At 71.3% G+C, this 25,053-nt stretch carries 21 protein-coding genes; 14 read left to right on the plus strand and 7 right to left on the minus strand.

What is annotated here, in order from left to right; genetic code table 11:
- Nucleotides 1-93: 93 nt before the first annotated feature.
- Genes ACFWY5_RS02460 through ACFWY5_RS02480 form a run of 5 tightly spaced genes read left to right on the plus strand, consistent with a single transcriptional unit; the run spans nucleotide 94 to nucleotide 4,769 of the window.
- Nucleotides 94-1,197, plus strand: a complete 1,104-nt coding sequence (locus ACFWY5_RS02460; protein WP_379630343.1) for a sugar ABC transporter substrate-binding protein — start codon at nucleotides 94-96, stop codon at nucleotides 1,195-1,197.
- Nucleotides 1,198-1,908 carry an ATP-binding cassette domain-containing protein gene (locus ACFWY5_RS02465; protein WP_379630344.1) on the plus strand — a complete coding sequence of 237 codons (711 nt, stop codon included), beginning with the start codon at nucleotides 1,198-1,200 and terminating at the stop codon, nucleotides 1,906-1,908. It abuts the gene before it with no gap.
- Complete coding sequence (locus tag ACFWY5_RS02470; RefSeq protein WP_379612520.1) at nucleotides 1,905-3,080, plus strand: sugar ABC transporter permease; 1,176 nt, start codon at nucleotides 1,905-1,907, stop codon at nucleotides 3,078-3,080. The genes ACFWY5_RS02465 and ACFWY5_RS02470 overlap by 4 nt, the downstream gene beginning before the upstream one ends.
- Nucleotides 3,077-3,946, plus strand: a complete 870-nt coding sequence (locus ACFWY5_RS02475) for an ROK family protein (RefSeq protein ID WP_379612521.1) — start codon at nucleotides 3,077-3,079, stop codon at nucleotides 3,944-3,946. The genes ACFWY5_RS02470 and ACFWY5_RS02475 overlap by 4 nt, the downstream gene beginning before the upstream one ends.
- A gap of 10 nt (nucleotides 3,947-3,956) precedes the next feature.
- Nucleotides 3,957-4,769 carry a class I SAM-dependent methyltransferase gene (locus tag ACFWY5_RS02480; RefSeq protein ID WP_379630345.1) on the plus strand — a complete coding sequence of 271 codons (813 nt, stop codon included), beginning with the start codon at nucleotides 3,957-3,959 and terminating at the stop codon, nucleotides 4,767-4,769.
- 424 nt (nucleotides 4,770-5,193) lie between these two features.
- Here the strand turns inward: ACFWY5_RS02480 and serA are convergent, their stop codons facing one another.
- Nucleotides 5,194-6,783, minus strand: a complete 1,590-nt coding sequence (gene serA / locus ACFWY5_RS02485; protein WP_379630346.1) for a phosphoglycerate dehydrogenase — start codon at nucleotides 6,781-6,783, stop codon at nucleotides 5,194-5,196.
- Nucleotides 6,784-7,059: 276 nt separating this feature from the next.
- Here serA and ACFWY5_RS02490 point away from each other — a divergent pair, with 276 nt between their 5' ends.
- From ACFWY5_RS02490 to ACFWY5_RS02500, 3 genes are all read left to right on the plus strand, one after another.
- The gene (locus ACFWY5_RS02490) at nucleotides 7,060-7,923 is read left to right on the plus strand and encodes a hypothetical protein (RefSeq protein WP_184960434.1); all 864 of its coding nucleotides are present in this window, start codon (nucleotides 7,060-7,062) and stop codon (nucleotides 7,921-7,923) included.
- Nucleotides 7,924-8,007: 84 nt separating this feature from the next.
- Nucleotides 8,008-9,387: an MFS transporter gene (locus ACFWY5_RS02495; protein WP_379612003.1), complete on the plus strand. Its 1,380-nt coding sequence runs from the start codon at nucleotides 8,008-8,010 to the stop codon at nucleotides 9,385-9,387.
- Nucleotides 9,345-10,100 (plus strand): class I SAM-dependent methyltransferase, encoded by a 756-nt coding sequence (locus tag ACFWY5_RS02500; RefSeq protein WP_379612004.1) that lies wholly within the window; start codon nucleotides 9,345-9,347, stop codon nucleotides 10,098-10,100. Before ACFWY5_RS02495 ends, ACFWY5_RS02500 begins: the two co-directional genes overlap by 43 nt.
- Here the strand turns inward: ACFWY5_RS02500 and ACFWY5_RS02505 are convergent.
- The 4 genes from ACFWY5_RS02505 to ACFWY5_RS02520 form a co-directional block, all read right to left on the minus strand.
- Complete coding sequence (locus ACFWY5_RS02505) at nucleotides 10,097-10,567, minus strand: hypothetical protein (RefSeq protein ID WP_379630347.1); 471 nt, start codon at nucleotides 10,565-10,567, stop codon at nucleotides 10,097-10,099. The two genes, ACFWY5_RS02500 and ACFWY5_RS02505, sit on opposite strands and share 4 nt — an antisense overlap.
- Nucleotides 10,568-10,671: 104 nt before the next feature.
- The gene (locus ACFWY5_RS02510; protein WP_379630348.1) at nucleotides 10,672-13,248 is read right to left on the minus strand and encodes an FtsX-like permease family protein; all 2,577 of its coding nucleotides are present in this window, start codon (nucleotides 13,246-13,248) and stop codon (nucleotides 10,672-10,674) included.
- Complete coding sequence (locus tag ACFWY5_RS02515) at nucleotides 13,245-13,925, minus strand: ABC transporter ATP-binding protein (RefSeq protein WP_379630349.1); 681 nt, start codon at nucleotides 13,923-13,925, stop codon at nucleotides 13,245-13,247. Before ACFWY5_RS02515 ends, ACFWY5_RS02510 begins: the two co-directional genes overlap by 4 nt.
- The gene (locus ACFWY5_RS02520; protein ID WP_379630350.1) at nucleotides 13,922-14,434 is read right to left on the minus strand and encodes a PadR family transcriptional regulator; all 513 of its coding nucleotides are present in this window, start codon (nucleotides 14,432-14,434) and stop codon (nucleotides 13,922-13,924) included. The genes ACFWY5_RS02515 and ACFWY5_RS02520 overlap by 4 nt, the downstream gene beginning before the upstream one ends.
- Nucleotides 14,435-14,522: 88 nt before the next feature.
- Here ACFWY5_RS02520 and ACFWY5_RS02525 point away from each other — a divergent pair, with 88 nt between their 5' ends.
- The 4 genes from ACFWY5_RS02525 to ACFWY5_RS02540 all read left to right on the plus strand — a co-directional run bounded on the left by ACFWY5_RS02525 (nucleotide 14,523) and on the right by ACFWY5_RS02540 (nucleotide 19,230).
- Nucleotides 14,523-15,074, plus strand: a complete 552-nt coding sequence (locus tag ACFWY5_RS02525) for an FHA domain-containing protein (RefSeq protein WP_379612009.1) — start codon at nucleotides 14,523-14,525, stop codon at nucleotides 15,072-15,074.
- Nucleotides 15,075-15,153: 79 nt separating this feature from the next.
- Complete coding sequence (gene dacB, locus ACFWY5_RS02530) at nucleotides 15,154-16,695, plus strand: D-alanyl-D-alanine carboxypeptidase/D-alanyl-D-alanine-endopeptidase (protein WP_379612010.1); 1,542 nt, start codon at nucleotides 15,154-15,156, stop codon at nucleotides 16,693-16,695.
- Nucleotides 16,696-17,223: 528 nt separating this feature from the next.
- Nucleotides 17,224-18,033, plus strand: a complete 810-nt coding sequence (locus ACFWY5_RS02535; protein WP_379630351.1) for a CAP domain-containing protein — start codon at nucleotides 17,224-17,226, stop codon at nucleotides 18,031-18,033.
- 264 nt (nucleotides 18,034-18,297) lie between these two features.
- Nucleotides 18,298-19,230 (plus strand): hypothetical protein, encoded by a 933-nt coding sequence (locus ACFWY5_RS02540; protein WP_379630352.1) that lies wholly within the window; start codon nucleotides 18,298-18,300, stop codon nucleotides 19,228-19,230.
- Between the two features lies 1 nt (nucleotide 19,231).
- Here ACFWY5_RS02540 and ACFWY5_RS02545 read toward each other — a convergent pair whose 3' ends face one another.
- Entirely contained in the window at nucleotides 19,232-19,726 is a 495-nt protein-coding gene (locus tag ACFWY5_RS02545) for a MarR family winged helix-turn-helix transcriptional regulator (RefSeq protein WP_379612252.1), read from the minus strand.
- Between the two features lie 42 nt (nucleotides 19,727-19,768).
- On the opposite strand from ACFWY5_RS02545, the gene ACFWY5_RS02550 reads away from it, so the two are divergent.
- Complete coding sequence (locus ACFWY5_RS02550; protein WP_379630353.1) at nucleotides 19,769-20,713, plus strand: EamA family transporter; 945 nt, start codon at nucleotides 19,769-19,771, stop codon at nucleotides 20,711-20,713.
- On the opposite strand, the gene ACFWY5_RS02555 is transcribed toward ACFWY5_RS02550, so the two are convergent.
- Nucleotides 20,700-23,531, minus strand: coding sequence for a LuxR C-terminal-related transcriptional regulator (locus tag ACFWY5_RS02555; protein WP_379630354.1), 2,832 nt, complete (start codon nucleotides 23,529-23,531; stop codon nucleotides 20,700-20,702). The genes ACFWY5_RS02550 and ACFWY5_RS02555 overlap by 14 nt on opposite strands.
- 102 nt (nucleotides 23,532-23,633) lie before the next feature.
- On the opposite strand from ACFWY5_RS02555, the gene ACFWY5_RS02560 reads away from it, so the two are divergent.
- On the plus strand, nucleotides 23,634-25,043 hold the full coding sequence (locus ACFWY5_RS02560) for an MFS transporter (RefSeq protein ID WP_379630355.1): 1,410 nt from the start codon (nucleotides 23,634-23,636) through the stop codon (nucleotides 25,041-25,043).
- Nucleotides 25,044-25,053 lie beyond the last annotated feature (10 nt).

Raw genomic sequence — 25,053 nt, forward strand, 5'->3', positions numbered from 1 at the left:
GGTGGGCCGGTGGAGAAGGGCTGGTTGGAAGGTACGTGGACCCGGGGGTCTGGCTGCACTCGAGAGGAACGATGTGCGATGCACCGAGGAGTGATGGTCCCCGTCGCAGCGGCGATGCTGCTGCTGGCGGGGTGTGGCGGCGGCGGCGGCGGCGCGGGTACGACGGCGAGCGCCCAACCCTCCCAAGCCGAACAGACAGAACAGACAGGACAGGCGGCCAAGAAGATCGCCCTCTTCCTGCCCGAATCCAAGACGACCAGGTACGAGGCCTTCGACCGGCCCCTGTTCGAGGCCAAGGTCAAGGCGCTCTGCGCGACCTGCGAGATCCTCTACAGCAACGCCGACCAGGACGCCGCCAAGCAGCAACAGCAGGTCGAGGCGGCCATCACCCAGGGCGCGAACGTGCTGGTCCTGGACGCCGTGGACGCCGCCGCCGTGGCGCCGCTGGTCAATCAGGCCAAGCAGAAGCAGATCCCGGTCATCGCCTATGACCGGCTGATCTCGGGGATCGACTACGCGTACTACGTGTCGTTCAACAACGTGCGGGTGGGCGAGATGCAGGGGCAGGCGCTGCTGGACGCGCTCAACGCCAAGGGCACGGCGGCGAAGGGCGAGATCGTGATGATCCACGGCTCCCCCACCGACCCGAGCTCGGCCGACTACAAGAAGGGCGCCAAGAGCGTTCTGGACGGCAAGGTCAAGGTGGGCAGGGAGTTCGACACGCCGGACTGGAGCCCGGACAAGGCGCAGCAGCAGATGGAGCAGGCGATCACGGCGCTGGGCCGGGACAAGATCGTGGGTGTGCTGAGCGCGAACGACGGCATGGCGGGCGGGGCGATCGCGGCGATGAAGCGCGCGGGGTACGCGTCGCTGCCGCCGATCACCGGCCAGGACGCCGAACTCGCCGCGATCCAGCGCATTCTCACCGGCGAACAGCACATGACCATTTATCTGAACATCAGGGCCGAGGCGGAGAAGTCCGCCGAGCTGGCCGTCGCCCTGGCCAACGGCGAGACCCCGCAGGCCCCGGCCAAGGTCAGCAACGGCACCGCGGACATCCCGGCCTTCCTCCTCGACCCCATCCCGGTCACCGCCGACAAGGTCAAGGACACGATCGTGAAGGACAAGTTCTACACGGTCGAGCAGATCTGCACCGCCGAGATCAAGGCGGCCTGCGAGAAGAACGGCATCCAGTAGATGATCTCCGCATCGGGGATCACCAAGCGGTACGGCGCGGTCCAGGCCCTCGACGGGGCGAGCCTGGACCTGCGTCCCGGCGAGGTGGTCGCGCTCATGGGTGACAACGGCGCGGGCAAGTCCACCCTGGTCAAGACCATCTCGGGGGTGGTCATCCCGGACGCGGGCACGATGGCCGTGGACGGCGCGCCGGTCAGGATCGGCGGCCCGCGCGACGCCCAGGCCCTCGGCATCGCCACCGTCTACCAGGACCTCGCCCTGTGCGAGAACCTCGACGTCGTCGGCAACCTCTTCCTCGGCGCCGAGGACCGCTTCCTGCGCCACATCCGGATGGAGCGCGCCACCCGCGACCTGCTCGGCCAGCTCGACGTGCGCATCCGCGACATCCGGGTGCCGGTCGCGATGCTCTCCGGCGGCCAGCGGCAGTCGGTGGCCATCGCGCGGGCCCTGCTCGGCTCGCCGCGCCTGGTCATCCTGGACGAGCCGACCGCCGCGCTCGGCGTGGAGCAGACCGCGCAGGTGCTCGCGCTCATCGGACGGCTGCGCGAGCGCGGGCTCGCGGTGCTGGTCGTCTCACACAACCTGGCCGACGTGCGCGCGGTGAGCGACCGGGTGGCCGTCCTGCGCCTGGGCCGCAACGCGGGAGTCTTCGGTACGGCTACCGCCGCCCAGGAGGAGATCGTCGCCGCCATCACAGGAGCGGGAGCATGAACCCGGACACGACGCTGCGCACGCCGTACCCCATGAAGGTGTTGAAGCGCGGTGACATCGGCGCGTGGCCGGTCGTCGGCGCGCTCGTCGCGATCGCGATCATCTTCAGCACGCTCAACGACCGGTTCCTCTCGGCGCAGAACCTCACCACGCTGGCCCTGCAGATGGCCGCGACCGGCACGATCGCGCTCGGCATCATCATGGTGCTGCTGCTGGGCGAGATCGACCTGTCGGCCGGATCGGTCAGCGGGCTGTGCGCGACGGTCATGACGATCGTCAACGTGAAGCAGGGCTGGCATCCGCTGGCCTCGATCGGGCTCGCGCTGGTGGCGGGGGCGGCGATCGGGCTGCTGCACGGGCTGATGCTGACCCGGCTGCGGATGCCGTCGTTCGTGGTCACGCTGGCCGGGCTGATGGGCTGGCAGGGGTTGCTGCTCTACCTGCTGCGGGAGGGCGGCACGATCAACCTGCCGTTCACCGGCTTCATCTCCAAGCTGAGCGACACCTGGCTGCCGGGCTGGCTGTCGTGGCTGGTGGTGGCGGGGCTGGTGCTCGGCTCCGGCGGCGTGAGCCTGCTGAACCGGGTCCACCGGTCGCGGGCCGGGCTGCCGGTCACGCCCGTGTGGTGGCTGGGGGCACGTTCGGCGGGGCTGGCGGTGCTGCTGGGCGCGGGCGTGCTGATCATGTCGGCCGACCGCGGCGTGCCGTTGCTGCTGGTCATCTTCGGCACGCTGGTGGTGGGCTTCGACCTCGTGCTGCGGCACACCGCCTTCGGCCGGCACGTCTACGCGGTAGGCGGCAACGCCGAGGCGGCCAGGCGCGCGGGCATCAACGTGACCAGGATCCGGATCCTGGCGTTCATGCTCGGCTCGACGCTCGCCGCGGCCGGAGGGGTCCTGGCGGCCAGCCGTCTGTCGGCGGTCAACCAGCAGTCAGGCGGCAGCGACGTCCTGCTCATGGCGATCGCCGCGGCGGTCATCGGCGGCACCTCGCTGTTCGGCGGGCGCGGCCGGGCCTACGCCGCGCTGCTCGGGGTGCTGGTCATCCAGTCGATCACCAGCGGTATGTTCCTGCTCAGTGTGGACTCCTCGGTCCGCCTCATGGTCACGGCCGCGGTGCTCGCACTGGCGGTCGCCATCGACTCCCTCGCCAGAAAGGGTCCTATCAGGTGAGCCAGGTGCTGGGCATCGACGTCGGCGGTACGAAGATCGCGGTGGGGGTCTCCGGCGCCGACGGGCCCGAGGTCACCGCGCGCGAGCGCCTGGACACCGGCCCCGACGCGCTCGCGCGGGCGCTGGCCGCCGCCCGCCGCCTCGACCGGCATCCGGCCGCGGTCGGCTTCTCGACCACGGGGGTGATCCGCGACGGCGTGGTACGGCTGTCGCCGAACGTCCCCGGCTGGGACGGCCTGGAACTGCCCAGGCTGCTGGCCGAGGAGTTCGGCGACATCCCCGTGGCCATCGACAACGACGTGAACGCCGCGGCCGCCGCCGAACTGCGCTGGGGCGCGCTGCGCGGCGTCTCCACCGGCCTCTACCTGAACCTCGGCACCGGCCTGGCCGCGGCCCTGATCGTCGGCGGCGCCGTGGTGCCGGGGGCGCACGGCGCGGCGGGCGAGATCGGCTACCTCCAGGTGGAGCCGGGTGAACCGGCGTTCGCCGACGGTCATGTGCCGCTGGAGGAGCGGGTGTCGGGCAGCGGCCTGGCCAGGCGCGCCTCGGCCCTGCTGGGCCGTCCGGTCACCACCGCCCACCTCCTCACCCACTACTCCCAGGCCGGTTCCGACGACGTGGTGGGGGATCTGGTGACGCAGGCGTTGCGGCTGCTGGCGGTCAGCGTGGCCAACCTGTGCGTGATGGTCGATCCCGAGCGCCTCGTGGTGGGCGGCGGGATGATGGGGGCGGCTGACGTGATCATGCCAGGGCTGGTGGCCGAGGTGCGGCGGGCCGTACCCTTCGCGCCGGAGGTACGGCAGGCGCGCTTCAGCGACGACGCGCCCTTGCTGGGAGCCCTCGCACTGGCCCACGCCGCGATCTAGCCTGGCGGGCATGGCGACGAAGGTACGGCTCAGTGGTGAGCGGGCCACGCTGCTGGCGACGTTGTGGGGGCGGGCCCTGGATGCCAGGTCGTCCGCCTCGATCCTGCACGACACGATGGCCCTCCAGGTCGTGGGGCAGATCGACTTCGACTTCCGCCGGACGGGGCTGCGGCCCGGCGAGGAGTACACGGTCGCGCTGCGGGCGCGGCAGATCGACGTGTGGGCCAAGGAATGGCTGGCCACGCACCCGGAGGCGACCGTTCTCCACCTGGGCTGTGGCCTCGACAGCCGCGCGTGGCGGCTGGATCCGGGGCCGGGCGTGCGGTGGTTCGACGTGGACTATCCGGACGTGATCGAGCTGCGGGAGAAGCTCTACCCGCGGCGCGAGAACTACGCGGCGATCGGCTCGTCGGTGACCGACCTGGCCTGGCTGGAGCAGGTGCCCGCCGACCGGCCGGTGCTGGTCGTCGCCGAAGGTCTCGTCTACTACCTGCGCGAGGACGAGGGACGCGCGCTCTTCCACGCGATCGTGGAACGCTTCCCGCGCGGCCAGTTCGTCTTCGAGACGCTCAGCCGCCGGGGCATGAAGCTGCAGAAGCTGAACAAGGCCATGCAGACCGCGGGCGCCAAGGTCCACTGGGGAACCGACTCCGTGGCCGAGCTGGAGTCGATTCATCCCAGGCTGCGGTGCGTGACCACGATGAGCGCCCTCGACCTCGACGGATACTCCGCGCTCGGCTTCAAGTACCGCCTGCTGGCGGGCCTGGGGCGGCTGATTCCCACCCTCAGGAAAATGGCGACGTTCTACCGCCTGAACTTCTAGCGGGAGGGGGCGCCGCCGTTGTCGCGCCGGTCCAGGGCGAACTGGACGGCTTCGGCCGCCTCTTCCTCGTGCTCGTCGGCGGGGTTCCAGGGATACATCTCGTACATGATGCGACTCATCTCATAACGCGGGCGTACTTCGAGAAGGAGGCCGGACCCCGGTCACGGGTCGGACCGAGCCTGGTCCAACCGATCCGGGTCACGGATCCGGTGGGAGAGAAGGGTCTTAACGGCCGACGCAACGCCACACACCGCGGCGAGTGGTCAGCCTGCCCTAACAGGCCCCGCCGCGGCAGGTAATAAGTACGAGAACCTGGCGCATTGCCGCCAGCGTACCCCGGTATCTCGTTGGATGTCCTAGCATCTCGCATGCTGAGACACGAAAGGCGGCCGCCGCGTTCACGACGGCCGCCTTTCGCTGCGGGCTAGTCCTCCAGGTCCACCGAGCGGCCGCTGTCGGCGCCGATCTCGGCGATGATCTGGTCCACGACGTCGGCCGGGATGGCCGAGTCGACGGTCAGCGCGATGAGCGCCTTGCCGCCCTTGGTGTCGCGGGCCACCTGCATCGAGGCGATGTTGATGCCCTGCTCGCCGAGCAGGCGGCCGACCACGCCGACGATGCCGGGGCGGTCGGTGTAGGTGAAGAACGACAGGTGCGCGGTCGGCTCGATCTCCATCTCGTAGCCGTTGACCTCGACGATCTTCGTCACCTGGCGGGGGCCGGAGAGCGTACCCGACACCGAGACCTGGCGGCCGTCCGCCAGGACGCCGCGGACGGTGACGACATTGCGCCAGTCGGGGCTGTCGGAGCTGGTGACCAGCTCGACGTGGATGCCGCGGTCCTTGGCCAGCAGCGGCGCGTTGACGTAGGTGACCTGCTCCTCGATGACGTCGGCGAAGACGCCCTTGAGCGCCGCCAGCTCGACCACGCGCACGTCATGGGAGGCGATCTCGCCGCGCACCTCGATGTCGAGCTTGGTGGCGACCTCGCCGGCCAGCGCGGTGAAGACGCGGCCCAGCTTCTCGGCCAGCGGCAGGCCCGGCTTGACGTCCTCGGCGACCGCGCCGCCCTGGACGTTGACCGCGTCCGGCACGAACTCGCCGGCCAGCGCCAGCTTCACGCTCCGCGCGACCTGCGTGCCGGCCTTCTCCTGGGCCTCGTGCGTGGAGGCGCCGAGGTGCGGGGTGGCGACGACCTGGTCGAGCTCGAACAGCGGGCTGTCGGTGCAGGGCTCCTTCGCGAACACGTCGAGACCGGCGCCGGCGACCCGGCCCTCCTTGATCGCGGAGTAGAGCGCACCCTCGTCCACGATGCCGCCGCGGGCGACGTTGATGATCCGTACGCTCGGCTTGACCTCGTGCAGCTCCTTGTCGCCGATGAGACCGAGGGTCTCCTTCGACTTGGGCAGGTGCACGGTGATGAAGTCGGCCTGCTTGATGGCCTCCTCCAGGCTCACCAGCCGCACGCCCATCTGCGCGGCGCGGGCCGGCGGCAGGTAGGGGTCGTAGGCGATCAGCTCGACGCCGAACGGCTGCAGGCGCTGGGCCACGAGCTGGCCGATCTTGCCCAGGCCGAGGATGGCCACGACCTTCTCGTCCAGCTCGACGCCGGTGTACTTGGACCGCTTCCACTCCCCGTTCTTCAGCGCCGAGTGGGCCTGGGCGGTGTTGCGGGCGGAGGCAAGGATGAGCGCGATCGTCTGCTCGGCGGCGCTGGTGATGTTGGAGGTCGGCGCGTTGACGACCATGACACCGGCCTTGGTGGCCGCATCGACGTCAACGTTGTCGAGGCCGACACCGGCGCGGGCGACCACACGCAGCTTCGGCGCCGCGGCGATGGCCTCGGCGTCCACCTGCGTGGCGGATCTCACGATGATCGCGTCCACATCGGCGATGGCGGGCAGAAGCTGGGAGCGGTCGGCGCCGTCGGTGTGACGGACCTCGAAGTCCGCGGCGAGCACGGCGAGGCCTGCTTCGGACAGCTCCTCGGCGACCAGGACGACGGGCTTGTTCACAGTGGATCCTTAGGGCATGCGGCGGGCTGTGGAGGGGCACTGCGGCGGGCCCCTCGGGATCCCTCAGAGTGTATCCGCGCTTGTGAACGCGTTCACGAGGGTCTTGGGATCTGAGACGTACAGCACGCTGATACCGCAGCTGGGACGGGGGATACGAGGGTGACGAGTACCCCGCTCCGGGGAATCTCATCCATCCCGTGGCCATCTTTGTCTTGATCGGGAGATTTATTCGCTATTAGCCTGATAAGCCGTGGCCAACTACCTATGGTTCGTCATATGAGCATCGGGAACCCCGCTCTCGCCGACGTGCTCGCCCAGCATGGCAGTCCCCATCGCCTGCTCGGCGCCCTCAGTGATGGTGGAGTCCTCGTTGCCGTGCGGCCAGACCGATCAGTCGTGCTCGGCACGACACAGGCAGGTGACCGAGTACTGCTCGGGTACACCAGCCCGATGACCTACGCCCGGCATCGAGGCAGCCATTCCCTCTCGGCGTGCGACGCCGACACCATCCTGGACATCCAGCGGGTCACCGGGGTGCGCGAGATCGTGATCGACGCTGCCGGGCCCGCCGCGGCAGCCGTACCGATCGACGATCTGCAGCGCTTCCTGCGATCCACCAGGACGGGACCCACACCGGTGCTGTCGGCCGCCGCCCCGGCGGCCTACGCGACGGGTGCGATGGCGACGGTCTCGCGCGGCGGGGACATGTTCCGGCCCGCGCACAAGACCGCCATGATGCCGGAGGCGCCCGCCCAGCCGTGGATCCCGGCGCCGCGCCCCCACCTGTCCGGGCCGATGCAGCAGGTGGATCCCGGATACCGGCGCTGCACCCATCCCATCCTGCCCGCGTTGCGCCAGGCGATCGCCCAGTTGCTGGGCGACTACCCGCTCGTGCACCACGTGTGGATCTCCGAGGCCCGCACCGCGTCCGGCGCGACCGGGATCATGCTGCACGTGAAGGTGCACATGTCGGCGGCCGAGGACGTGGTGCGCGACCTCCACAGGGGCGCTCGGGCCAGGCTGCCGCAGTTCGCCGCCAGCGGGGCGCCGATCCTGATGGCCCGCGTGGCCGACGCGCGCAGCGAGCAGCGCATGGTGGAGATCGGCGCGCACGTGGTCTGCGCGGACGTCACCGACTGAGCGCGTTCTCCCGGGACCGGGCGGACGCCGGTTCCGGGCGTTGGGCCTTACCGAGCAAGGGCTCGGTAGGTTTGAATGTGAGGCATGATCGCATCGGCGGCGAACGCCCCCACGGTCCCGCGCGGCGTGCGGCTGGGCTACGGCGTGGGCTCCTTCTGCACGGCCACCTTCGCCGCCGTCCCCGGCCTGCTGCTGCTGTACTACATGACCAACTTCCTGGCGGTGCCCGCCTGGCTGGCCGGTGCGATCGTGGCCGCGCCCAAAGTCTGGGACCTGGTCATCAACCCGCTGGTGGGCCGCTGGTCGGACCGCACCCGATCGCGCCTCGGGCCGCGCCGTCCGTGGATGCTGGCCGGCGCGCTCACGCTGCCGCTGGCCTTCGTCGCCGTCTTCGCCGGTCCGCCGTTGCGCGGCCTGCCCGCCGCCCTCTACGTGGGCGCCTGCTTCCTGCTCGCCGCCACCGCGTACGCGCTGTTCGAGGTCCCGTACAAGGCGATGCCCGCCGAGATGACCGAGGACTACCACGAGCGCACCTCGCTGCTGCAGTGGCGCATGGTCTTCATCGGCGCCGCCACCGCCATCAGCGGCATCCTCGCGCCCTCGATCGTCAACAGCCAGGGCGAGAACGGCACCCTCGGCAGCTACCGCCTCATGGCGGTGACGATCGCGGTGATCATGTTCGCCGCGATGCTCGGCTCCTTCTTCGGTACGGCCCGCGCCCCCATGACCGGCGCCCCCGAACCCGACGGCGGCCGCCTGTGGGAGCAGTTCAAGGCGGTCCGGCGCAACCGGGCCTTCATCTGGCTGCTGGCCCTGAGTTCGACCCAGATGCTGGCCGTCAGCATGATGCTGGCCGCCGCGCCGTACTTCGCCGCGTACACGGTCGGCAACCCCAAGGCGACCACCACGCTCTTCGCGGTGCTGGTCGGGCCGATGCTGCTGACGATGCCGCTCTGGGTCTGGCTGTCGAAGCGCTTCGACAAGCGCGGCGCGATGGTGCTGGCCGCGATGATCTACGCGGGCGGGACGGCGCTGGCCGCCGCCACGCCCGTGCTGGGGCCGGTCTTCGCGCATGTGACGTTGCTCCTGGTCGGTGCGGGCATCGCGGGGGTCCAGCTGTTGCAGTTCTCGATGCTGGCCGACGTGGTCGCGGTGGACGCCGCGGTCACCGGCAAACGGCGCGCCGGGGTGTTCACCGGGCTGTGGACGGCCATCGAGAGCGGCATCGCCTCCTTCGGCGCGCTGTTCTTCGGGACGGTGCTGTCGATCGGCGGCTTCATCGAGTCGGATCCGAGCCGCCCGGTCACACAACCTGACACTGCGGTTACCGCAGTTTTGCTCGGTCAGACCGTGGTGCCCTCGGTAATCATCCTGTTGTCTGTTTTCATGACACTGAAGTACCGCCTGCCGAGGGACGTCCCATGGACCGATCAAGCCTCTACCACCAGGCCCGCTATGCCCTGAGGCATCCGGACCGGATCTTCCCCCACCTGCGGCGCCTGAGCCGCGACACCTGGCTGCGCCTGCGCACCGACGACCACGTGGCCTACTACCGGGCGGTCATGAAGTCCGACACCGCCCGCAGCGCCGAGGCTGCCGTGGGCTCCAAGTCACACGAGCGCTGGATGAGGCTGGGCCAGATGCAGTTCGACTACCTGGTCCGCCACGGCCTGAGCCCCGAGCACCGCATGCTGGAGATCGGCTGCGGCAACCTGCGGGCCGGTCGCCTGTTCATCGACTACCTGGATCCCGGCAACTACTACGGCCTCGACATCTCCCCCGACATCCTCGTCGCCGCCCAGGAGACCCTGGTGACACACGGGCTGCAGTCCCGCCTGCCCCACCTGACACCGGTACGCGACCTGCGCCTGGGTTTCCTGCCCGACGCGCACTTCGACGTCGTGCACGCCCACAGCGTCTTCTCACACTCGCCGCTGGAGGTCATCGAGGAGTGCTTCCGGCACGTGGGGCGGGTGATGAAGCCCGAGGGGTGGTTCGACTTCACCTTCGACCGCACCGAGGGCAAGGAGCACCAGGTGCTGCGGGAGGACTTCTACTACCGCACCGAGACACTCGTCGCCCTGGCCGACCGCCACGACCTGGACGCCGTCTTCATGGCCGACTGGGAGACCCTCCGGCACAAGCAGTCGAAGATCCGGGTGACCCGCCGGGCCTAGTCCTCGTCGGTCTCCTTGGGCGGTGGCGGCTGCCAGCCGGAGACCTTGAGGGTGAGCGCGTGGACTTCACGGTCAAGCCCCTCAAGCTTGTCCAGCCGCCGATCCACATGGTCGAACCGCACATTCATCTCATGCCGCAACCCACCGACCTCGGCATGCATCTCATTCCGCACACCCGCGAACTCCGCCACCATCTCCTTACGCAAGCCACCGATCTCAGCGTGCATCTCCTTACGCAAGCCGCCGATCTCGGCATGCATCTCGTTCCGCAGACCGCCGATCCCGGCCTGCATCTCGTTCCGCAGACCGCTGAACTCGGCACGCATCTCATTGCGGAGGCCGCCGATCTCGGCTCTCGTCTCGCCTGCCAGGCCGCTGATCTCGGCCCTGATGGTACGCAAACACAGGCCGATCATGGTGGCCAGAGCGGCACCCATGAGGCCGATCATGGTCCAGATCTGCGCCATGGTCATCATGCTAGAACCCCCTCCGCCAGGTGTCACCGGTTGGTGACCGACTGTGACAGCCGGGCGGAGGGGGCCGAAGGGCAGAACGGGGTTCTGTGGATAACTCAGGCGATGCGGCGTGACAGTGTGAGCCGGGTGCGGGTGAACGCTCCGGCGATCACCGCCGCCACCAACGGCAGGACGATCACCGTGACGGCCAGCAGGGGCCACGGGAAGACGATGTGGCTCAGGCTCGTCGGCTCCGGCTCCTCGCCGGCAGCAGCGTTGGAGATCTCCGACCAGGCCAACGCGACGCCCGTGACCGTCCCCGCCCCGAGGCCCACCACGGTGCCGAGCAGCGTGATGTAGGCCGCCTGCGCGGCGACGACCAGCCGCCTGGTGACGGGCGGGGCGCCCACCGCCGACATGGTGTCCAGGTCGCGACGCATGTCGGCCGCCGCCAGCCCGGTGGCGGCGAAGGTGCCGCCGAGTGCCAGGACCAGCGCCGCCACGGCCATGGCCCGGAACAACGCCTCGAAGTCGTTGCGGTACCCGGTCTCCACCCGGGCGAAGACGCCCCAGGCCAGCGACTCCATCTCCTTCTGGAACGCCGTCGGGTCGGCGGGGGTGTAGGCGGCGTAGAGGCGGCGGGGGCTGACCTGGTAACCGGCCTTGGTCAGGGCAGAGGGCGGGACCAGCGCCCCTTGGAGCAGCTTGTCGGACGGGCGCACCAGGACCGCGGGAACCCGGATGTTCGACGCCGCCCCGCCGCTCTCGCCGAGGAACTCGAGCTCCAGCCCGCCGTCCTTCACCTCTTCGGGGCGGAAGACGATCGCCTTCCCCTCCGCAAGGGCCGCCTCGGCCTTGGCGTCTCTGCGGCCCAGGGCGAGGGCGAGCAGGTCGGCGTCGCCGATCGATACCTCGTGCAGGGTGAAAGCCTGGTGACACTCATCGCAGACCTTCATCGGTTCAGAAACACCGAGGTTGCCGATCCGCCCCCTCTTGGTGTGTACGGCGTAGCCGGGCACGAACGTCGTCCCCGAGAACCGCTTCTCCACCGTCGCCCGGAGCTCCGCCCAGCCCCGGTCGTCCGCGGTGAGCGCCGAGACGGAGACCGTGCCCGGGGGCATCCTGGCGCCGTACCTGTCGCGTGAGTGCGCGTCCAGGCTGGTGAAGGCGATGCCCACCGCCACCAGCGTGGTGGTCACGCCCATGACGGCGGCGGCGGCGGAAGCCGTACGGACGCGATGGCGGGTGGCGTCGCGGACGGACAGGCGCAACGCGAGCGGCAGCCGCGCTGCCAGGCCCGCGCTGCGGCGGACCAGCCAGGGCATGAGCGCGACCAGCCCGAGCTGCACCAGCACGGCGGCGGCCAGGATCATCGTGAAGAGCGACCGGAGCGCGAAGTAGGTGGCGACCAGACCGGCGAGCACGAGCACCAGCCCGAGCACGGGCTTGCCGGCACGCTCGCGCGGCATGACGTCCTCGCGTCCGGCGAGCACCTCGGCGGGGGACTGCCGGGCGGCCTGGACGGCCGGCACGAGGGCGGCGATGACGCCGCTGGCCAGGCCGAGCAGGGCGATGCCCGCCACATACAGCCATGGGATGTCGATCGGGCCCGCGGTCGACACGAAGGGCATGGTCGACGGTCCCGCCACGCCCGCCGCGAGGCCGAGCACGAGGCCGGCGACGGTCGCGATCCCGCCCAGGAGGAGGCCGTCGGCCAGGACGATCGTGCGCAGGTGGCCGGGCGAGGCTCCTTGGGCGGCATACACGGCCAGTTCCCTGCGCCGGCGCCGCAGGGAGACCGCGAAGGCGGGCCCGGCCAGCAGTACGGTCTCCAGCACGATCATGACGACGCCCGCGCCGAGGCTGATGACGTTGATCACGGTGCGGTCGTCGGCCTCCCTGAACGTGCGCTCGTAGGACGTGCCGCGCGGCGGGTCGGTGATGACGGCGCGCGAGTGCACGGCCAGGCCGGTCTGGTTGAGCTTTTCCACGGCGGGCCAGAGCACCGGGGCGTCGGCGTCGAGGAGGAAACCGGTCCCCTGGCCGTCGCGCTTGTCGAACAGGATGGTGCCGCGCGTGGCCACGAGCTCGGTCCTGTGGGGCTCGAACGGGTGCGCGACCACGCCGACCACCTTCACCGGCCGGTACTGCCTGCTCACGTGGAGGGTCTCACCGAGCCGCATCCCCCTGCCGGCGAGCGCGGCCGAGACCGCGACCTCGCCGGGCGCCGCAGGGAAGCGACCCGAGGTCAGTTCGCGCATACCGCGGGTCATGGGGTCGCGCAGGTCGATCTCGAGCGCGGACACGTTCATGTAGGTCGCGCCGGTGCGGACGTCGACCGAGCCTCTGTCGTAGGTGATCAGGCGGCCCCGCACCATCGCCGGGAGCTGTTCGATCTTCCATTCGCCGAGTTCGGCGTCCGCGCCGTCGCCGTCGGCGGAGTAGGCGACGTCTCCGGAGATGTTCTGGACGACCGGCCGGCGGATGTGCTGCGTCATGATCTGGGCGTCGGCCGACCCGAGGCGGGTGGCCAGGCCCTCGCGGAGGCTCACGTGACTCGTGTCGATGCCGGTCAGCAGGGCGGTGAAGACGAGGACCGGCAGCGCGATCATCACCATGACCAGCGCGCTGCGTCCCTTGGCGCGCAGGCTGTCCCTTCGCGAGATGCGCAGCGCGGCGCGGAAGGCGCTCATCGGGCGCTCTCCAGCGGGACCGCGGTCGAGTCGGCGATCTCGCCGTCGCGCAGGAAGACCACCTTGTCGGCCCAGCCGGCGTACCGGGGCTCGTGGGTGACCAGGAGGACGGCCGCCCCGGCGTCGCAGCGGCCGCGGAGCAACTGGAGGATCTCGTCGCCGGTGGCGGTGTCGAGGGCGCCGGTCGGCTCGTCGGCCAGCAGCAGGCGGCGCTCCCCCACCAGGGCGCGGGCGATCGCCACGCGCTGGCGCTGGCCGCCGGACAACTCCTGGGGAAAGCGGTCGGCGATGTGGTCGAGCGCCACCTCGGCCAGCACGGCCAGGGCCTCCTGGCGAGCCTGCCGGGTGCGCACGCCGTCGAGTTCGCGGGGCAGCATCACGTTCTCGGCCGCGGTGAGGGCGGGGATGAGGTTGAGGTCCTGGAAGACATATCCGACGCTACGGCGCCGCAGCGCGGCCAGGTCGCCCACCTCGGCCAGGTCGCGTCCCTCGATCACGACGCGCCCCGAGGTGGGCCGGTCGAGCCCCCCGGCGAGGTTGAGCAGGGTCGACTTGCCGGAGCCCGACGGGCCCATCACCGCGACCAGCTCGCCGGGCGAGAGGTCGAGGCTCACCCCGTTGAGCGCGTGCACCCCCTCGTGCACGCGGGCCACGTCCTGCAGACTCACCACGGTCATGCCTTCTTCTCCTTGAGAACGGCCTCGCAATGGTCCAGCCAGCGCTGTTCCGCCTCGGCCTTGAAGATCGTCGAATCGAGGACGAGCCGCTGTGCCAGCCCGCCGGTGTGGGCCCGTTTGGCCCTGGTCAGCTCCTGCAGCGCGCGCATGGTGGCAGTGCGCTGGGTGAGGATGACGGCGGCCACGTCCGTGTCCCGGGCGGCGACGGCCATGGCCAGTTTGATCACGAGCTCGTCCCGAGGCCGGTCGGACTGTGCGACGGGGGTGCTGAACCATCGCTCCAGGTCCTCCCGACCGGCCTCGGTGATCGTGTAGACGGATCGCCCCTGGTCGTCGGCGCCGCCGGGCTCGACCAGTCCGTCACGTTCCATGCGCGAGAGCGTCGTGTAGACCTGGCCGATGTTCAGGGGCCAGGTCGCCCCCGTCGACGCCTCGAACTCCTGCTTGAGCTGGTAGCCGTAACGTGGCCCAGCGCTCAGGAGTGCCAGCATTCCGTGTCTGATCGACATGGATACTGAGTATGCATACTCAGTATGCGTATCGCAAGAGATCCTCGTATTCTGGACAGGGAACGCTCCTCAGGCCGATACTCAGGGAATGAGCTCGACGCATCCCCCGTTCCGCGCATCCGACGGGGAACGTGATCGCGCGATCAACGAGCTCCGTGACCGCGCAGTCGAGGGACGCATCTCTCACGACACTTTCGTCGGCAGGGTGGATCAGGCGTTGCGCGCGCAGAACCAGTACGAGCTCGACGAACTGGTCGCCGACCTGCCTCGCAGAGCCACCCTGCGGCAGCGTCTGACCGACATGGTCTCGGCCGTGTCCGACCTCACGACCCGCGTGCAGGCCGCGTGGCGACGTCCGCGCCTGCCCCGGCTGGCGCTGCCGGACGACGAGCGGGTGCGCTACGTCGTGGGCCGCGGCTCGGCCTGCGACCTCGTGCTCTCGGACCTGACGGTCTCACGCATCCACGCGGAGCTGCGGCGCGAGGACGACGGCGGATGGATGCTGGTCGACCTGGGCTCGCTCAACGGCACCCGGCTGAACGGCTGGCGCCTGGTGGGCCCGGCGAAGGTACGCTCGGGTGACGAGATCGCCTTCGGCGACTGCGGTTTCCTTCTGACCTCGGGTCAACCCTCCGCCTAAAATACGGATATTTGCGGATTACAGGCTGCCCGCGCTGGTCGATGATCCGAGCGAGTCCTCTCAGCTCATTGGAGATCACATGCGGCGCACCTCCGCCTCCCTCGCCGCGGGCGCGCTCGTCGCGGCCCTCGCGTGGGCTTCCTCGCCCGCCACACCGGCCACCGCGCTCGACCCCGCCGCCGGCGTGGCCGACCTGGCCACGGACATCAACAAGATCCTCGCCGACTCCCGCCTGACCATCGCCCGCGCGGGCGTCGTGGTGAAGAGCGCGGCCAACGGCGAGGAGCTCTACGCCACCGACGCCGGCAAGTTACTCATCCCCGCCTCCAACACCAAGCTGTTCACCGCCGCCGCGGCCGCCGAGACGCTCGGTCTCGACCACCGCTTCACCACCTCCGTACTGTCCTCCGGCCGCAAGGTCGGCTCCGTCCTCACCGGCGACCTCGTCCTGCGCGGCACCGGCGACCCGACCATCCTCGCCGAGGACTACGACCGCCTGGCCGCCGCCGTCGCGGGCAAGGGCATCAAGCTCGTCACCGGCAAGCTCGTCGCCGACGACACCTGGTTCGACGGCCAGCGCCTCGGCAACGACTGGGCGTGGGACGACGAGACCGCGTACTACGCCGCGCCGATCTCGGCCCTGACCGCCTCCCCCGACCGCGACTACGACGCCGGCTCCATCGTCGTGTCGGTCGCCGTCGCCGGCTCGGCGGTGAAGGTCTCCACGACGCCGGAGACGGACTACTTCAAGATCGTCAACCGGGCCACCGTGGGCGCCGAGACCAACGTGCTGATCGAACGCCAGCACGGCACCAGGACCGTCGTCATCACCGGCACCGTGGCCGACCCGTACGACGAGTGGGTGGCGGTCGACGACCCCACGGCCTACGTGTCGACGCTGTTCCGCAAGGCGCTGGCCAAGCACGGGGTGAAGGTCCTCGGCCCGACCACCTCCGCCGCCGCGCCCTCCGGCGCCGCCGAGCTGGCCGAGCACGAGTCGATGCCGCTGAACGAGCTGCTGGTGCCGTTCATGAAGCTGAGCAACAACATCCACGCCGAGATCCTCGTCAAGGCGATGGGCCGCAAGGTCGCCGGACAGGGCACCTGGCCGGCCGGCCTCAAGGTCACCACCGACTTCGCCAAGGCCAACGGCGTCCAGGTCATCAACATGCGCGACGGCTCCGGCCTGTCCCGCCGCGACGGCTTCACGCCCACGTCGATCACGCAACTGCTGAGCGCGGTGCGGGCCAAGCCGTGGTTCCCCGCGTACTACAGCTCGCTGCCGATCGCGGGCGAGCAGGACCGCTTCGTGGGCGGGACGCTGCGCAGCCGTATGCGCGGCACACCGGCGGCCGGGAACGTCCACGCCAAGACGGGCTCGCTCACCGGCGTCACCTCCCTGTCGGGGTATGTGACGAGCGCGGACGGGGAGCCGCTGGTGTTCTCGATCATGCTCAACCAGTACCTGTCCGGCGCCCCGAAGGACCTCGAAGACAAGATCGCCATCCGCCTGGCCCAGTTCTCCCGCACCAACCCCACCACGTCGGCGGAGCTCCGTTCCACAAGCCCCTCGCCGTCCGGCGATCTCGAATGCTCCTGGCTGAAGCCCGCCGTCTGCTGACCCCCTTCCATCTTCCATCCGTTACGGCAAGCCGCCCCGCCCCCACCCCCGCACGGGGCTGGGGGCATTCCAGGGTCACGGCAGGCAGGCCGCGCGTGGCCGGCCGCCGTTACGCCCGCCCAGCCGGCCGCCTACGGGGTTGGACCACTTGGCCGGTTGGGGCGGGCCGTTGCGGCGGGGACCATGTGCGACGTGAGAAGCGATCCCCACGATCGGCCTGCGCGCACGGCGGCGGGTGGGGGTGGGGCGGCTTGTCGTAACTCCGAGGGGGCGGTTTTGGGGGTTGGAGCGGTACCCCGAGGCGGTGATTTTGGGAGCGACGCGCGGCCGGGGATCTAGGTTTACCCAGGTGCGGGGGAGTTTTGTTACGAATGGGACACCTGGGACTCCAGGTATAGGGCGGTTTTTCGGGACATGCCCGATGTGTGCGCACCAGAATGCGGGTTCGAAGCAGCGTCTAACCCCCCATCGGAGGACAACGTGCGCAGACAGCTCCAGGCACTTGCCTGCCTCGGAAGTCTGACGGCATTGAGCACTCCCGTCACCGCCGCCCACGCCGCCACCCCCACCACCGGCGCGGAGCTCTGCCAGATCGTCGCGGCCAAGCCGTACATCGACGGCAAGGGCATGGTGCGCGGGGCTGCCGCGCGCAAGGGCTGCGACGACCCCGCCCGCCTGCGGGTACGGATCAAGCAGGCCCGTCCGGGCCCCGACCGCACCGTCAAGAGCGGCTCCAAGGTCATCACCAACGGCAGCATCGTGGCCGGAATCCGCTGCACCACCACCCCGCGCACCTTCTACGTGATCGCCCTCGACTCCACCGGCCAGACCAGCAGGTCCAGGCCCGTGCGGCTGTCGTGCTCCACTACCCCGACCCCGACACCGACCCCCACGCCGTCGCCCAGCCCCACGGGCACCCCGGCGCCCACGCCCACCCCCACGAACGGCGGCGGCGTCGGCTCGGCCGTGGAGGAAGAGGTCGTCAAGCTCACCAACGCGGCCCGCGCGGCCGGCGGCTGCAAGCCCCTCACCCACGACCCCAAGCTGAACGCCGCGGCCAGGGGCCACTCGGCCGACATGGCCGCGAAGGGCTACTTCTCCCACACCTCCCAGGACGGCCGCTCCCCCGGTGACCGCATCAAGGCCGCCGGATTCGGCTCGATGAGCGCGTGGGGTGAGAACATCGCCATGGGCCAGCGCACCGCCGCCTCCGTCGTGGACGGCTGGATGAAGAGCCCCGGTCACAAGGCGAACATCATGAACTGCAACTACACCCACATCGGCGCCGGCCAGGACCCCAAGGGCCCGCACTGGACCCAGGTCTTCGCCCGCCGCTGACCCCGCCCCTGCCACGGGAGCGCCGGGCGGCCTCCTCCGTGCGCGAAGCGCCGGAATCCCACCTCGCCCAGGCGTTCCCCTCCCTGCGGGCCCGCCCTCCGTCCCTACCGCACAGGGATCGGGGGCGGGCCCGCGCCCTCGCCGCCCCTGCCGCACAGGGGCCTGAGGGCCGCCCAAGCGGTCCGCGCCCCCGGACACCCTTCCGCCACTCCCCCCTCGGCGGTACGGCGGGCGGCGCGGACCGCCGGACTTGACCCTCACACCGTGGCAGGCCGTTCACTGACCGGCATGGTCACCTACCTGGGCTCCGGCCCCTACTGCTACAGCAACTCGCTCGCGATGGCGCTCGGCGAGCACGCGCCACCCGTGAGCGTCATCGAGACGCTGACCGGCTCCCCGTTCGGAGCACAGCTCATCGGCGGCGACACTCCCTTCTTCGACCCATACGCCTGGGACCCCGAGATCGGCCTGGACACGGCGATCGAGGCGCTCGGCTGGACCTGCGTACGCACCTCCGGCGGCACCCCGTCAGAAGCCCTGGCCCGCCTGCGCGCCACCGGCGGTCCCGCCCTGGCCGGCCCGCTCGACATGGAACTGCTGACCTACTCCCCGGAACCCGGCGGCGACCACTACGTCATGGTCCTCGCCGTGGACGGCGACACGGTCCTCCTCCACGACCCGGAGGGCTTCCCGTACGCCACGCTGCCCGTCGAGGACTTCCTCAAGTCCTGGCAGGCCGAGTCCGTCATGTACGAATCCGAGGGCTTCGTCCTGCGCACCGGCTTCACCCGGGTCCGCGAGGTGCCGTTCATGGACGCGCTCCGCGACTCGCTGCCCGGCGCGGCCCGCTGGCTGGCCGGGCGCGACGACCTGCCGATCCCGCCGGGCAGCCTCGGCGGCGCCGAGGCCGTGCACGCTCTCGCCGACCTGGTGGAGTCCGGGCTGCCGCCGCGGACGCGCGGGCTGCTGACCGGCTTCGCCATCAGGGTCGGCGTGCGCCGCCTGGCCGACGCGTCGACCTGCCTCGGCCTGCTCGGCCTGCCGGAGTCCGCCGAGGTGGCCGGCGAGCAGGCCCGCCTGCTGGGCGCCTTCCAGTATCCGCTCACCACGGGCGACAACCCGGCCGCGGCGGCGGCACTGCGCCGCTTGGCCCCGTCCTACGCGACCCTGCACGACAAGCTGCTGGCCCGCAGGTAGGTCAGCCGTCCAGGAGGGCGAGGAAGTCGCGCAGGATGGCGGGCAGCTGCTCCCGTTCCCGGCGCGGGAGCCGCTCGAACACCTCGCGCTGCGCCGCCAGCCCCGCCGTGACGGCCTGGTCGGCCACCTCCAGCCCGCGCGCCGTCAGCGTGATGACCAGGCCGCGCCGGTCGTCGGGGTCGGGTGACCGGGTGACCAGCCCGGCCTTCTCCAGCCGGTCGAGCCGCCCGGTCATCCCGCCGGAGGTCAGCATCAGCGACGCCGCCAGCACCTTGGGCGCCAGCTGGTACGGCTCGCCCGACCGCCGCAACGTGGCCACCACGTCGAACTCGCCCCGGCTGATCCCGAACCGCGCGTGAACCTGCTCCTGCCGGGCTCCCATCCGCTGTGAGATGCGGTAGATCCGCCCGAACACCTCCATGGCCTGGGTGTCCAGGTCGGGCCGTTCTTGGGCCCACTGCTCGATGATGCGGTCGACGTCGTCCACGGTCCCCATAATAGCTTGCATCTAAGTAGCTTAAGACTAAGATACTTAGGTATGAGAGACTTTCGGCTTGTCGCCTTCACCGCGGTCGCGCCCGCGCTCTGGGGCACCACCTACCTCGTGACCACCGAGTTCCTGCCCGCGAACAGGCCGCTGCTGGCCGCCGCCGTCCGCGCGTTGCCCGCCGGACTGCTGCTGATCGCCACCGTGGCCCTGCTCGCCGGACGGCTGGCGCTGCCGAAGCACGCGTGGTGGTGGCGTTCGGCGCTGCTCGGGTTCCTGAACATCGGCTTGTTCTTCGCCTTGCTCTTCATCGGCGCCTACCGGCTGCCCGGTGGCGTGGCCGCGGTCCTCGGGGCGCTGGGTCCGTTCGTGGTGGCCGCCTTGGCGTACCTGCTGCTGCGTGAACGGCCGGGCGGGCGGGCCATGGTCGGCGCGGTCATCGGCGTGGCCGGAGTGGCGCTCCTCGTGCTCCGCTCCACGGTCGCGCTGGACCCGATCGGCCTGGCGGCGGCGGCCGCGGGGATGGGCGTGATGTCGCTGGGCACCGTGCTGGGGCGCCGCTGGGGCGCGCCCGAGGGCTTCGCGAACCGCTCCACCGCGCTGCTGGCGCTCACCGGCTGGCAGCTGACGTGGGGCGGGCTGCTGCTGGTGCCGTTCATGTTCCTGATCGAGGGGGCGCTGCCGTCCTTCACGCTCACCAACCTCGGCGGCTTCGCCTACCTCACGCTCGTCGGCACCGCGCTGGCGTATGTCCTGTGGTTCCGCGGCGTCACCACGCTCGCGCCCACCCGGGTCACGGTCCTCGCGCTGCTCAGCCCGGTGGTGGCGGCCGTTCTGGGCTGGGCCGCGCTCGGCCAGTCGCTGTCGCCCGGCCAGCTCCTCGGGGCCGTGGCGGTCCTGGGCGCGATCCTGCTGGGCGCCTCCCGGCCACGCCGCCGCACCGAGCCGCCCGCCGAGACCACGGCCGAGCCCGTGGCCTCGGTTAGGCGAGCGTGAGCTTGATCAGCTCTCTGCGAGAGGAGACGCCGAGCTTGGGATAGGCCTTGTAGAGGTGATACTCGACGGTCCGCGGGCTCAGGAACAGCTTGGCCGCGATCTCCCTGCTGCTGGCTCCGTCGGCGGCCAGCCGTACCACCTGGAGCTCCTGCGGCGTCAGCCGGTCGAGCAGGTCCGCGGCGGCGGGCGTCGCGGCGGAACCACCGGCGATCCGCAACTCGGCGCGCGCCCGCTCGGCCCACGGCCGCGCACGCAGCCGCTCGAACGTCTCCAAGGCCGACCCGAGCAGCCCCCTCGCGTCGGCGCGGCGCCGCTCCCGCCGCAACCACTCGCCATAGAGGAGCTCGGTCCGCGCCCGCTCGAAGGGCCGGCTCGTCCCCTCATGCAGCCGTACGGCCCGCGCGAAGTGAGCCTCGTCGTCGGTCAGCAACGCCAGGCAGCGCTCGGCCATCGACAGCGCCCAGGGCTGCCCACCCGCGGCCGACCACTCACGCAGCCCGCGCAACGGCTCCCGCGCCGCCTCCGGCGCGCCCACCCTGACGGCGGCCTCCACGAGATCCCCGGTCGCGCCCATGAGCACGCCCGCGTGCCCGCCGGGCCCGCGCCGGGCGGCGAGCAGGCGGTCGAGCGCCTCCTGGGGACGTCCGAGGCCCAGGTCGAGAAGGCTCAGCATCGTGTCGGCGGCGACCCTGCCGGTGGCGGTGGAGTGGCGGGTGAGCTCCATGCAGCGTTCCTCGTCGCCCTCGATCGCGGCGATCCTGGCCAGGACCGTGTCGAGCTGCCCGGCGCGGCGCCGCAGCCCGGTGTCACGGGCGATCGCCGCCGCCTCGGCCACGGACGCCTCGGCGTCGCGGTGGAGCCCGGCCACGACCTGTATCTGGGCGAGCGCCTGGAGGGCGTCGGGCAGCGCGCCGACCAGCCCGTAGCGGCGGCACATGGCCACCTCCTCGGCCGCCCTGGCGAGGGTGGCGTCGTCGTCGCCCACGATCCAGCCCAGGTGCACGGCCCGCATCCGTGGTACGTCCTCGTCCTGCGCGGCGGTCCTGAGCAGGCGTACACCCTGGGAGTGGTCGCCGGAGATCAGGGCGGCCATGCCGCGCGCCGCCGGGTCCGGCCGTCCCAGGGACTCCAGCCGGTCGGCGGCCACCGCCACGATGTCCGGCATCCCGGCGAACCAGGCGTAGTCGGCCGCGGTGCGCAACATCCGGGCCGCCACGTCCACGGGCGCCGATCCGGCCGCCTGCACGAGGATGGCGGCCGCGTCGCCGGCGTCGCCGCGTTCGAGCTCCACCGCTGCCCGCACCCGCGCCGCCGTGGCCGGCGCGGGCCCTTCCGAGGTGAGTGAACGGCTCTGCCCGGCCAGGTCGGCGGCGAGGTCGACGTCACCGGCGGACAGAGCGAGCGTGGCGGCCTCGGCCAGGCGTACGGCGCGCTCGTCCAGGCCGGGGGTGAGGTGGGCGGCCTGCCGGTAGAGGTGTGCGGCGGCCGCGCAGGCGGTACGGAGCCTGGCGCGCTCGGCGGCGGCCACCAGTTCCGCCGCGGTCTCCTCGTCGGGGGCGATCGTGACCAGGGACAGGTGCAGGGCGCGCGTGTCGGGGTCGTCGGCCGCGTCCGCCAGCGCCCGGTGCGCGGCCATCCGCCGGGCCATGGGCATGCCGCGGTAGGCGGCGGTGGCGATCAGCGGGTGCCGGAAGGCGATCCCGGCGCCGGTGACCCGGATCAGGGCGGCGCGCTCGGCGGGCTGCAGATCGTCGAGCCCGGCCCCCAGTTCCTCCCCCGCCGCCAGCACAGCCCGCAGATCCCGCCCATCCCGCCCAGTCCGCCCTTCCCGCCCCGAAGCACCGGAAGGCGTGGAAGCACGGGAAGGGCCGGACGACTCGGAAGAGTCGGAGCGGCCGGTAGCACCGGAAGGGCCGGAAGGGCCAGAAGAGCCGGAGTGGCCGGAAGCACCCGTAGGGCCGGAAGCACCGGAGTGGCCGGAAGCGCCGGTGGGGCCGGACTCGACGTGGGCGCTGCCCGCGGCGGCCGCGAGCAGCAGCATGAGCTGCGTCCGCTCCGGCAGCACCGCGATCTGCGCCCGGAAGGCCGCCAGCACCCGATCGGCCACCGGCAGCGGCTCGCCCCGCCCGCCCTCAGGCGCCGCGGCGGCGAACTCGCGCAGCGCCAGCGGGTTGCCGCCCGACTCGGCCAGGACACGTTCCCGCAACGCCGGCGCCAGCCCGTACGCGCCCAGCAACCGGCCGGCGTCATCGGCCCCGAGCCGGCCGGGCCGCACCTCGGCCAGTCCCGGAGCGTCGAACCCCTCCTGCCGCGCGGCGAACACCATGGCCACCCCGTCCGCCCCGAGCCGCCTGGCGGCGAAGGTCAGCGCGTCCGTGCTGGCCCGGTCCAGCCACTGCGCATCGTCCACCAGGCACAACACCGCCCGATCGACGGCCAGCTCCGCCAGGAGCGTCAGCACCGCCAGCCCGATCCTGAACCGGTCGCTGGGCGCCTCCTCGGCCGCCGGGCCGCCCAGGACGGTGTGCAGCGCGCGGGCCTGCGCCTCGGGCAGGTCATCCAGGCGGGACTGCAACGGCCACAGCAGCCCGACCAGCCCGGCGAACGCGAGGTCGGCCTCCGCCTCGATGCCGGTCACCCTGACCACCAGCAGCCCGGCCGCCGCCGCCCGCCCGGCGGTCCAGTCGAGCAACGCCGACTTGCCGATCCCCGCCTCGCCACGCAGGACCAGCGCCCCGCTGCGTCCCTCCAGGGCGTCGGTGACCAAGGCCCCGAGCGCGGCCTGCTCGGCGTGCCTGCCGTGCAGCACGTGGCCCACCGGACACCCCCGAAGTTCCGTAACCCAACCCAGAAATCCTACTGATTCGCGGTACGTAGACCTTTCCTACGGTGGTGACCAGCCGTTTTAAGGAGTTTGACCGTGAATGAGAAACGTGGGATGAGCCTGGCTCTCCTGGCGTTCGCCAACCTGATCACCTCCCTGGATTTCACCATCGTCTACGTCGCCTTGCCGGACATCGCGCGGGAGGTCGGGTTCACCCCGCACTCGCTGCAGTGGGTGGTGAGCGCCTACGCGGTGCTGTTCGGCGGGTTCCTGCTGCTCGGCGGCCGGTTGGCGGACCTGGTGGGCCGGCGCAGGATGTTCGCCGCCGGCCTCAGCCTGTACGGCGTGGGCTCGCTGCTCGGCGGCCTTGCCCCCTCGCCCGCCCTGCTGATCGTGGCCAGGATGCTCCAGGGCCTCGGCGGGGCGATCCTCGCACCGGCCACGCTTTCCCTGGTCAACACCATGTTCCCGGCCGGCAGGGCCCGTACCAGAGCATTGACCGTGTGGGCGACCGGCGGTGCGGCGGGGCTGAGCCTCGGCTCGCTGCTCGGCGGCGCGCTCACCAACTGGCTCGGCTGGCAGTGGGTCTTCTTCGTCAACGTGCCGCTGGCCCTCATCGGCCTCGCCCTCGCGCCCGGCCTGCTGGTCGCCGACGGCGCGCGGGAGCGCGGGCGGACCTTCGACCTGCCCGGCGCCCTCACCGGTACGGCCGGCGTCACGCTCCTGGTGTTCGCCGTCGCCCAGGGCCCGGAGGCGGGCTGGACCTCGGCACCGGTGATCGTCTCGGCCCTGCTGGCCGTGGTCCTGCTGGGGGCGTTCCTGGCGGTGGAGAAGCGCAGCTCCAGCCCTCTGATGCCGCTGAGGCTGTTCGGCAACCGGAGCCTGAGCGCCGCCGCCGTGGTCATCCTGGTGTTCGGGCTCACCCTGCAGGCGATCCCGTACTTCCTCACGCTGTACTTCCAGGGCGTGCTCGGGTTCAGCGCGCTGCAGACCGGGGTCGCCTTCCTCGGCCCGACCCTGTCCATCACGTTCGGCAACACGATCAGCGAGCGCCTGATCGGCCGGCTCGGCACCAGGACCACGCTCATCGCCGGTCTCGTCGCGGGCGCCGCGGGCAGCGCGCTGCTCGGGCCGGGGATGACGGCGGACGGGTCGTACCTGACCGTGCTGGCCGGCATCGTGGTCGTCGGCCTGGGGATGGGCCTGATCTACCCGGCCATGTTCAACGCGGTCGGCAGCGGTGTGGACGGCTCCGAGCAGGGCACCGCCTCCGGCATCGCCAACACCGCGCTCCAGGTGGGTTCTGGCGCCGGGCTGGCGGTGCTGGTGGCCGTGGCCAACGCCGGGCTGGGCGGGCTGTCCGGTGAGGCGCTGCGCGCGGCCACCGCCGACGGCCTCGCGGTCGCCGCCTACGTCGCCGCCGCCGGATCGCTGCTCGGCGTCCTGGCCGCGCTGCGCCTGCCCGGCCTGTCCAGGACCCCGGTCCTGGCGGAGGAGAGCGTCTAGACGCCTGAGG

The sequence above is a fragment of the Nonomuraea sp. NPDC059007 genome (assembly GCF_042740555.1).
Classification (GTDB): Bacteria; Actinomycetota; Actinomycetes; order Streptosporangiales; family Streptosporangiaceae; genus Nonomuraea.

Coding starts and splice junctions, on each gene's coding strand:
- ACFWY5_RS02505 (WP_379630347.1), bottom strand. CDS start 10,567: ATGGCGCAGATCTGGACCATGATCGGCCTCATGGGTGCCGCTCTGGCC.
- ACFWY5_RS02470 (WP_379612520.1), top strand. CDS start 1,905: ATGAACCCGGACACGACGCTGCGCACGCCGTACCCCATGAAGGTGTTG.
- ACFWY5_RS02495 (WP_379612003.1), top strand. CDS start 8,008: ATGATCGCATCGGCGGCGAACGCCCCCACGGTCCCGCGCGGCGTGCGG.
- ACFWY5_RS02500 (WP_379612004.1), top strand. CDS start 9,345: ATGGACCGATCAAGCCTCTACCACCAGGCCCGCTATGCCCTGAGGCAT.
- ACFWY5_RS02465 (WP_379630344.1), top strand. CDS start 1,198: ATGATCTCCGCATCGGGGATCACCAAGCGGTACGGCGCGGTCCAGGCC.
- ACFWY5_RS02545 (WP_379612252.1), bottom strand. CDS start 19,726: ATGGGGACCGTGGACGACGTCGACCGCATCATCGAGCAGTGGGCCCAA.
- ACFWY5_RS02525 (WP_379612009.1), top strand. CDS start 14,523: ATGAGCTCGACGCATCCCCCGTTCCGCGCATCCGACGGGGAACGTGAT.
- dacB (WP_379612010.1), top strand. CDS start 15,154: ATGCGGCGCACCTCCGCCTCCCTCGCCGCGGGCGCGCTCGTCGCGGCC.
- ACFWY5_RS02515 (WP_379630349.1), bottom strand. CDS start 13,925: ATGACCGTGGTGAGTCTGCAGGACGTGGCCCGCGTGCACGAGGGGGTG.
- ACFWY5_RS02510 (WP_379630348.1), bottom strand. CDS start 13,248: ATGAGCGCCTTCCGCGCCGCGCTGCGCATCTCGCGAAGGGACAGCCTG.
- ACFWY5_RS02480 (WP_379630345.1), top strand. CDS start 3,957: ATGGCGACGAAGGTACGGCTCAGTGGTGAGCGGGCCACGCTGCTGGCG.
- ACFWY5_RS02460 (WP_379630343.1), top strand. CDS start 94: ATGGTCCCCGTCGCAGCGGCGATGCTGCTGCTGGCGGGGTGTGGCGGC.
- ACFWY5_RS02550 (WP_379630353.1), top strand. CDS start 19,769: ATGAGAGACTTTCGGCTTGTCGCCTTCACCGCGGTCGCGCCCGCGCTC.
- ACFWY5_RS02520 (WP_379630350.1), bottom strand. CDS start 14,434: ATGTCGATCAGACACGGAATGCTGGCACTCCTGAGCGCTGGGCCACGT.
- ACFWY5_RS02490 (WP_184960434.1), top strand. CDS start 7,060: ATGAGCATCGGGAACCCCGCTCTCGCCGACGTGCTCGCCCAGCATGGC.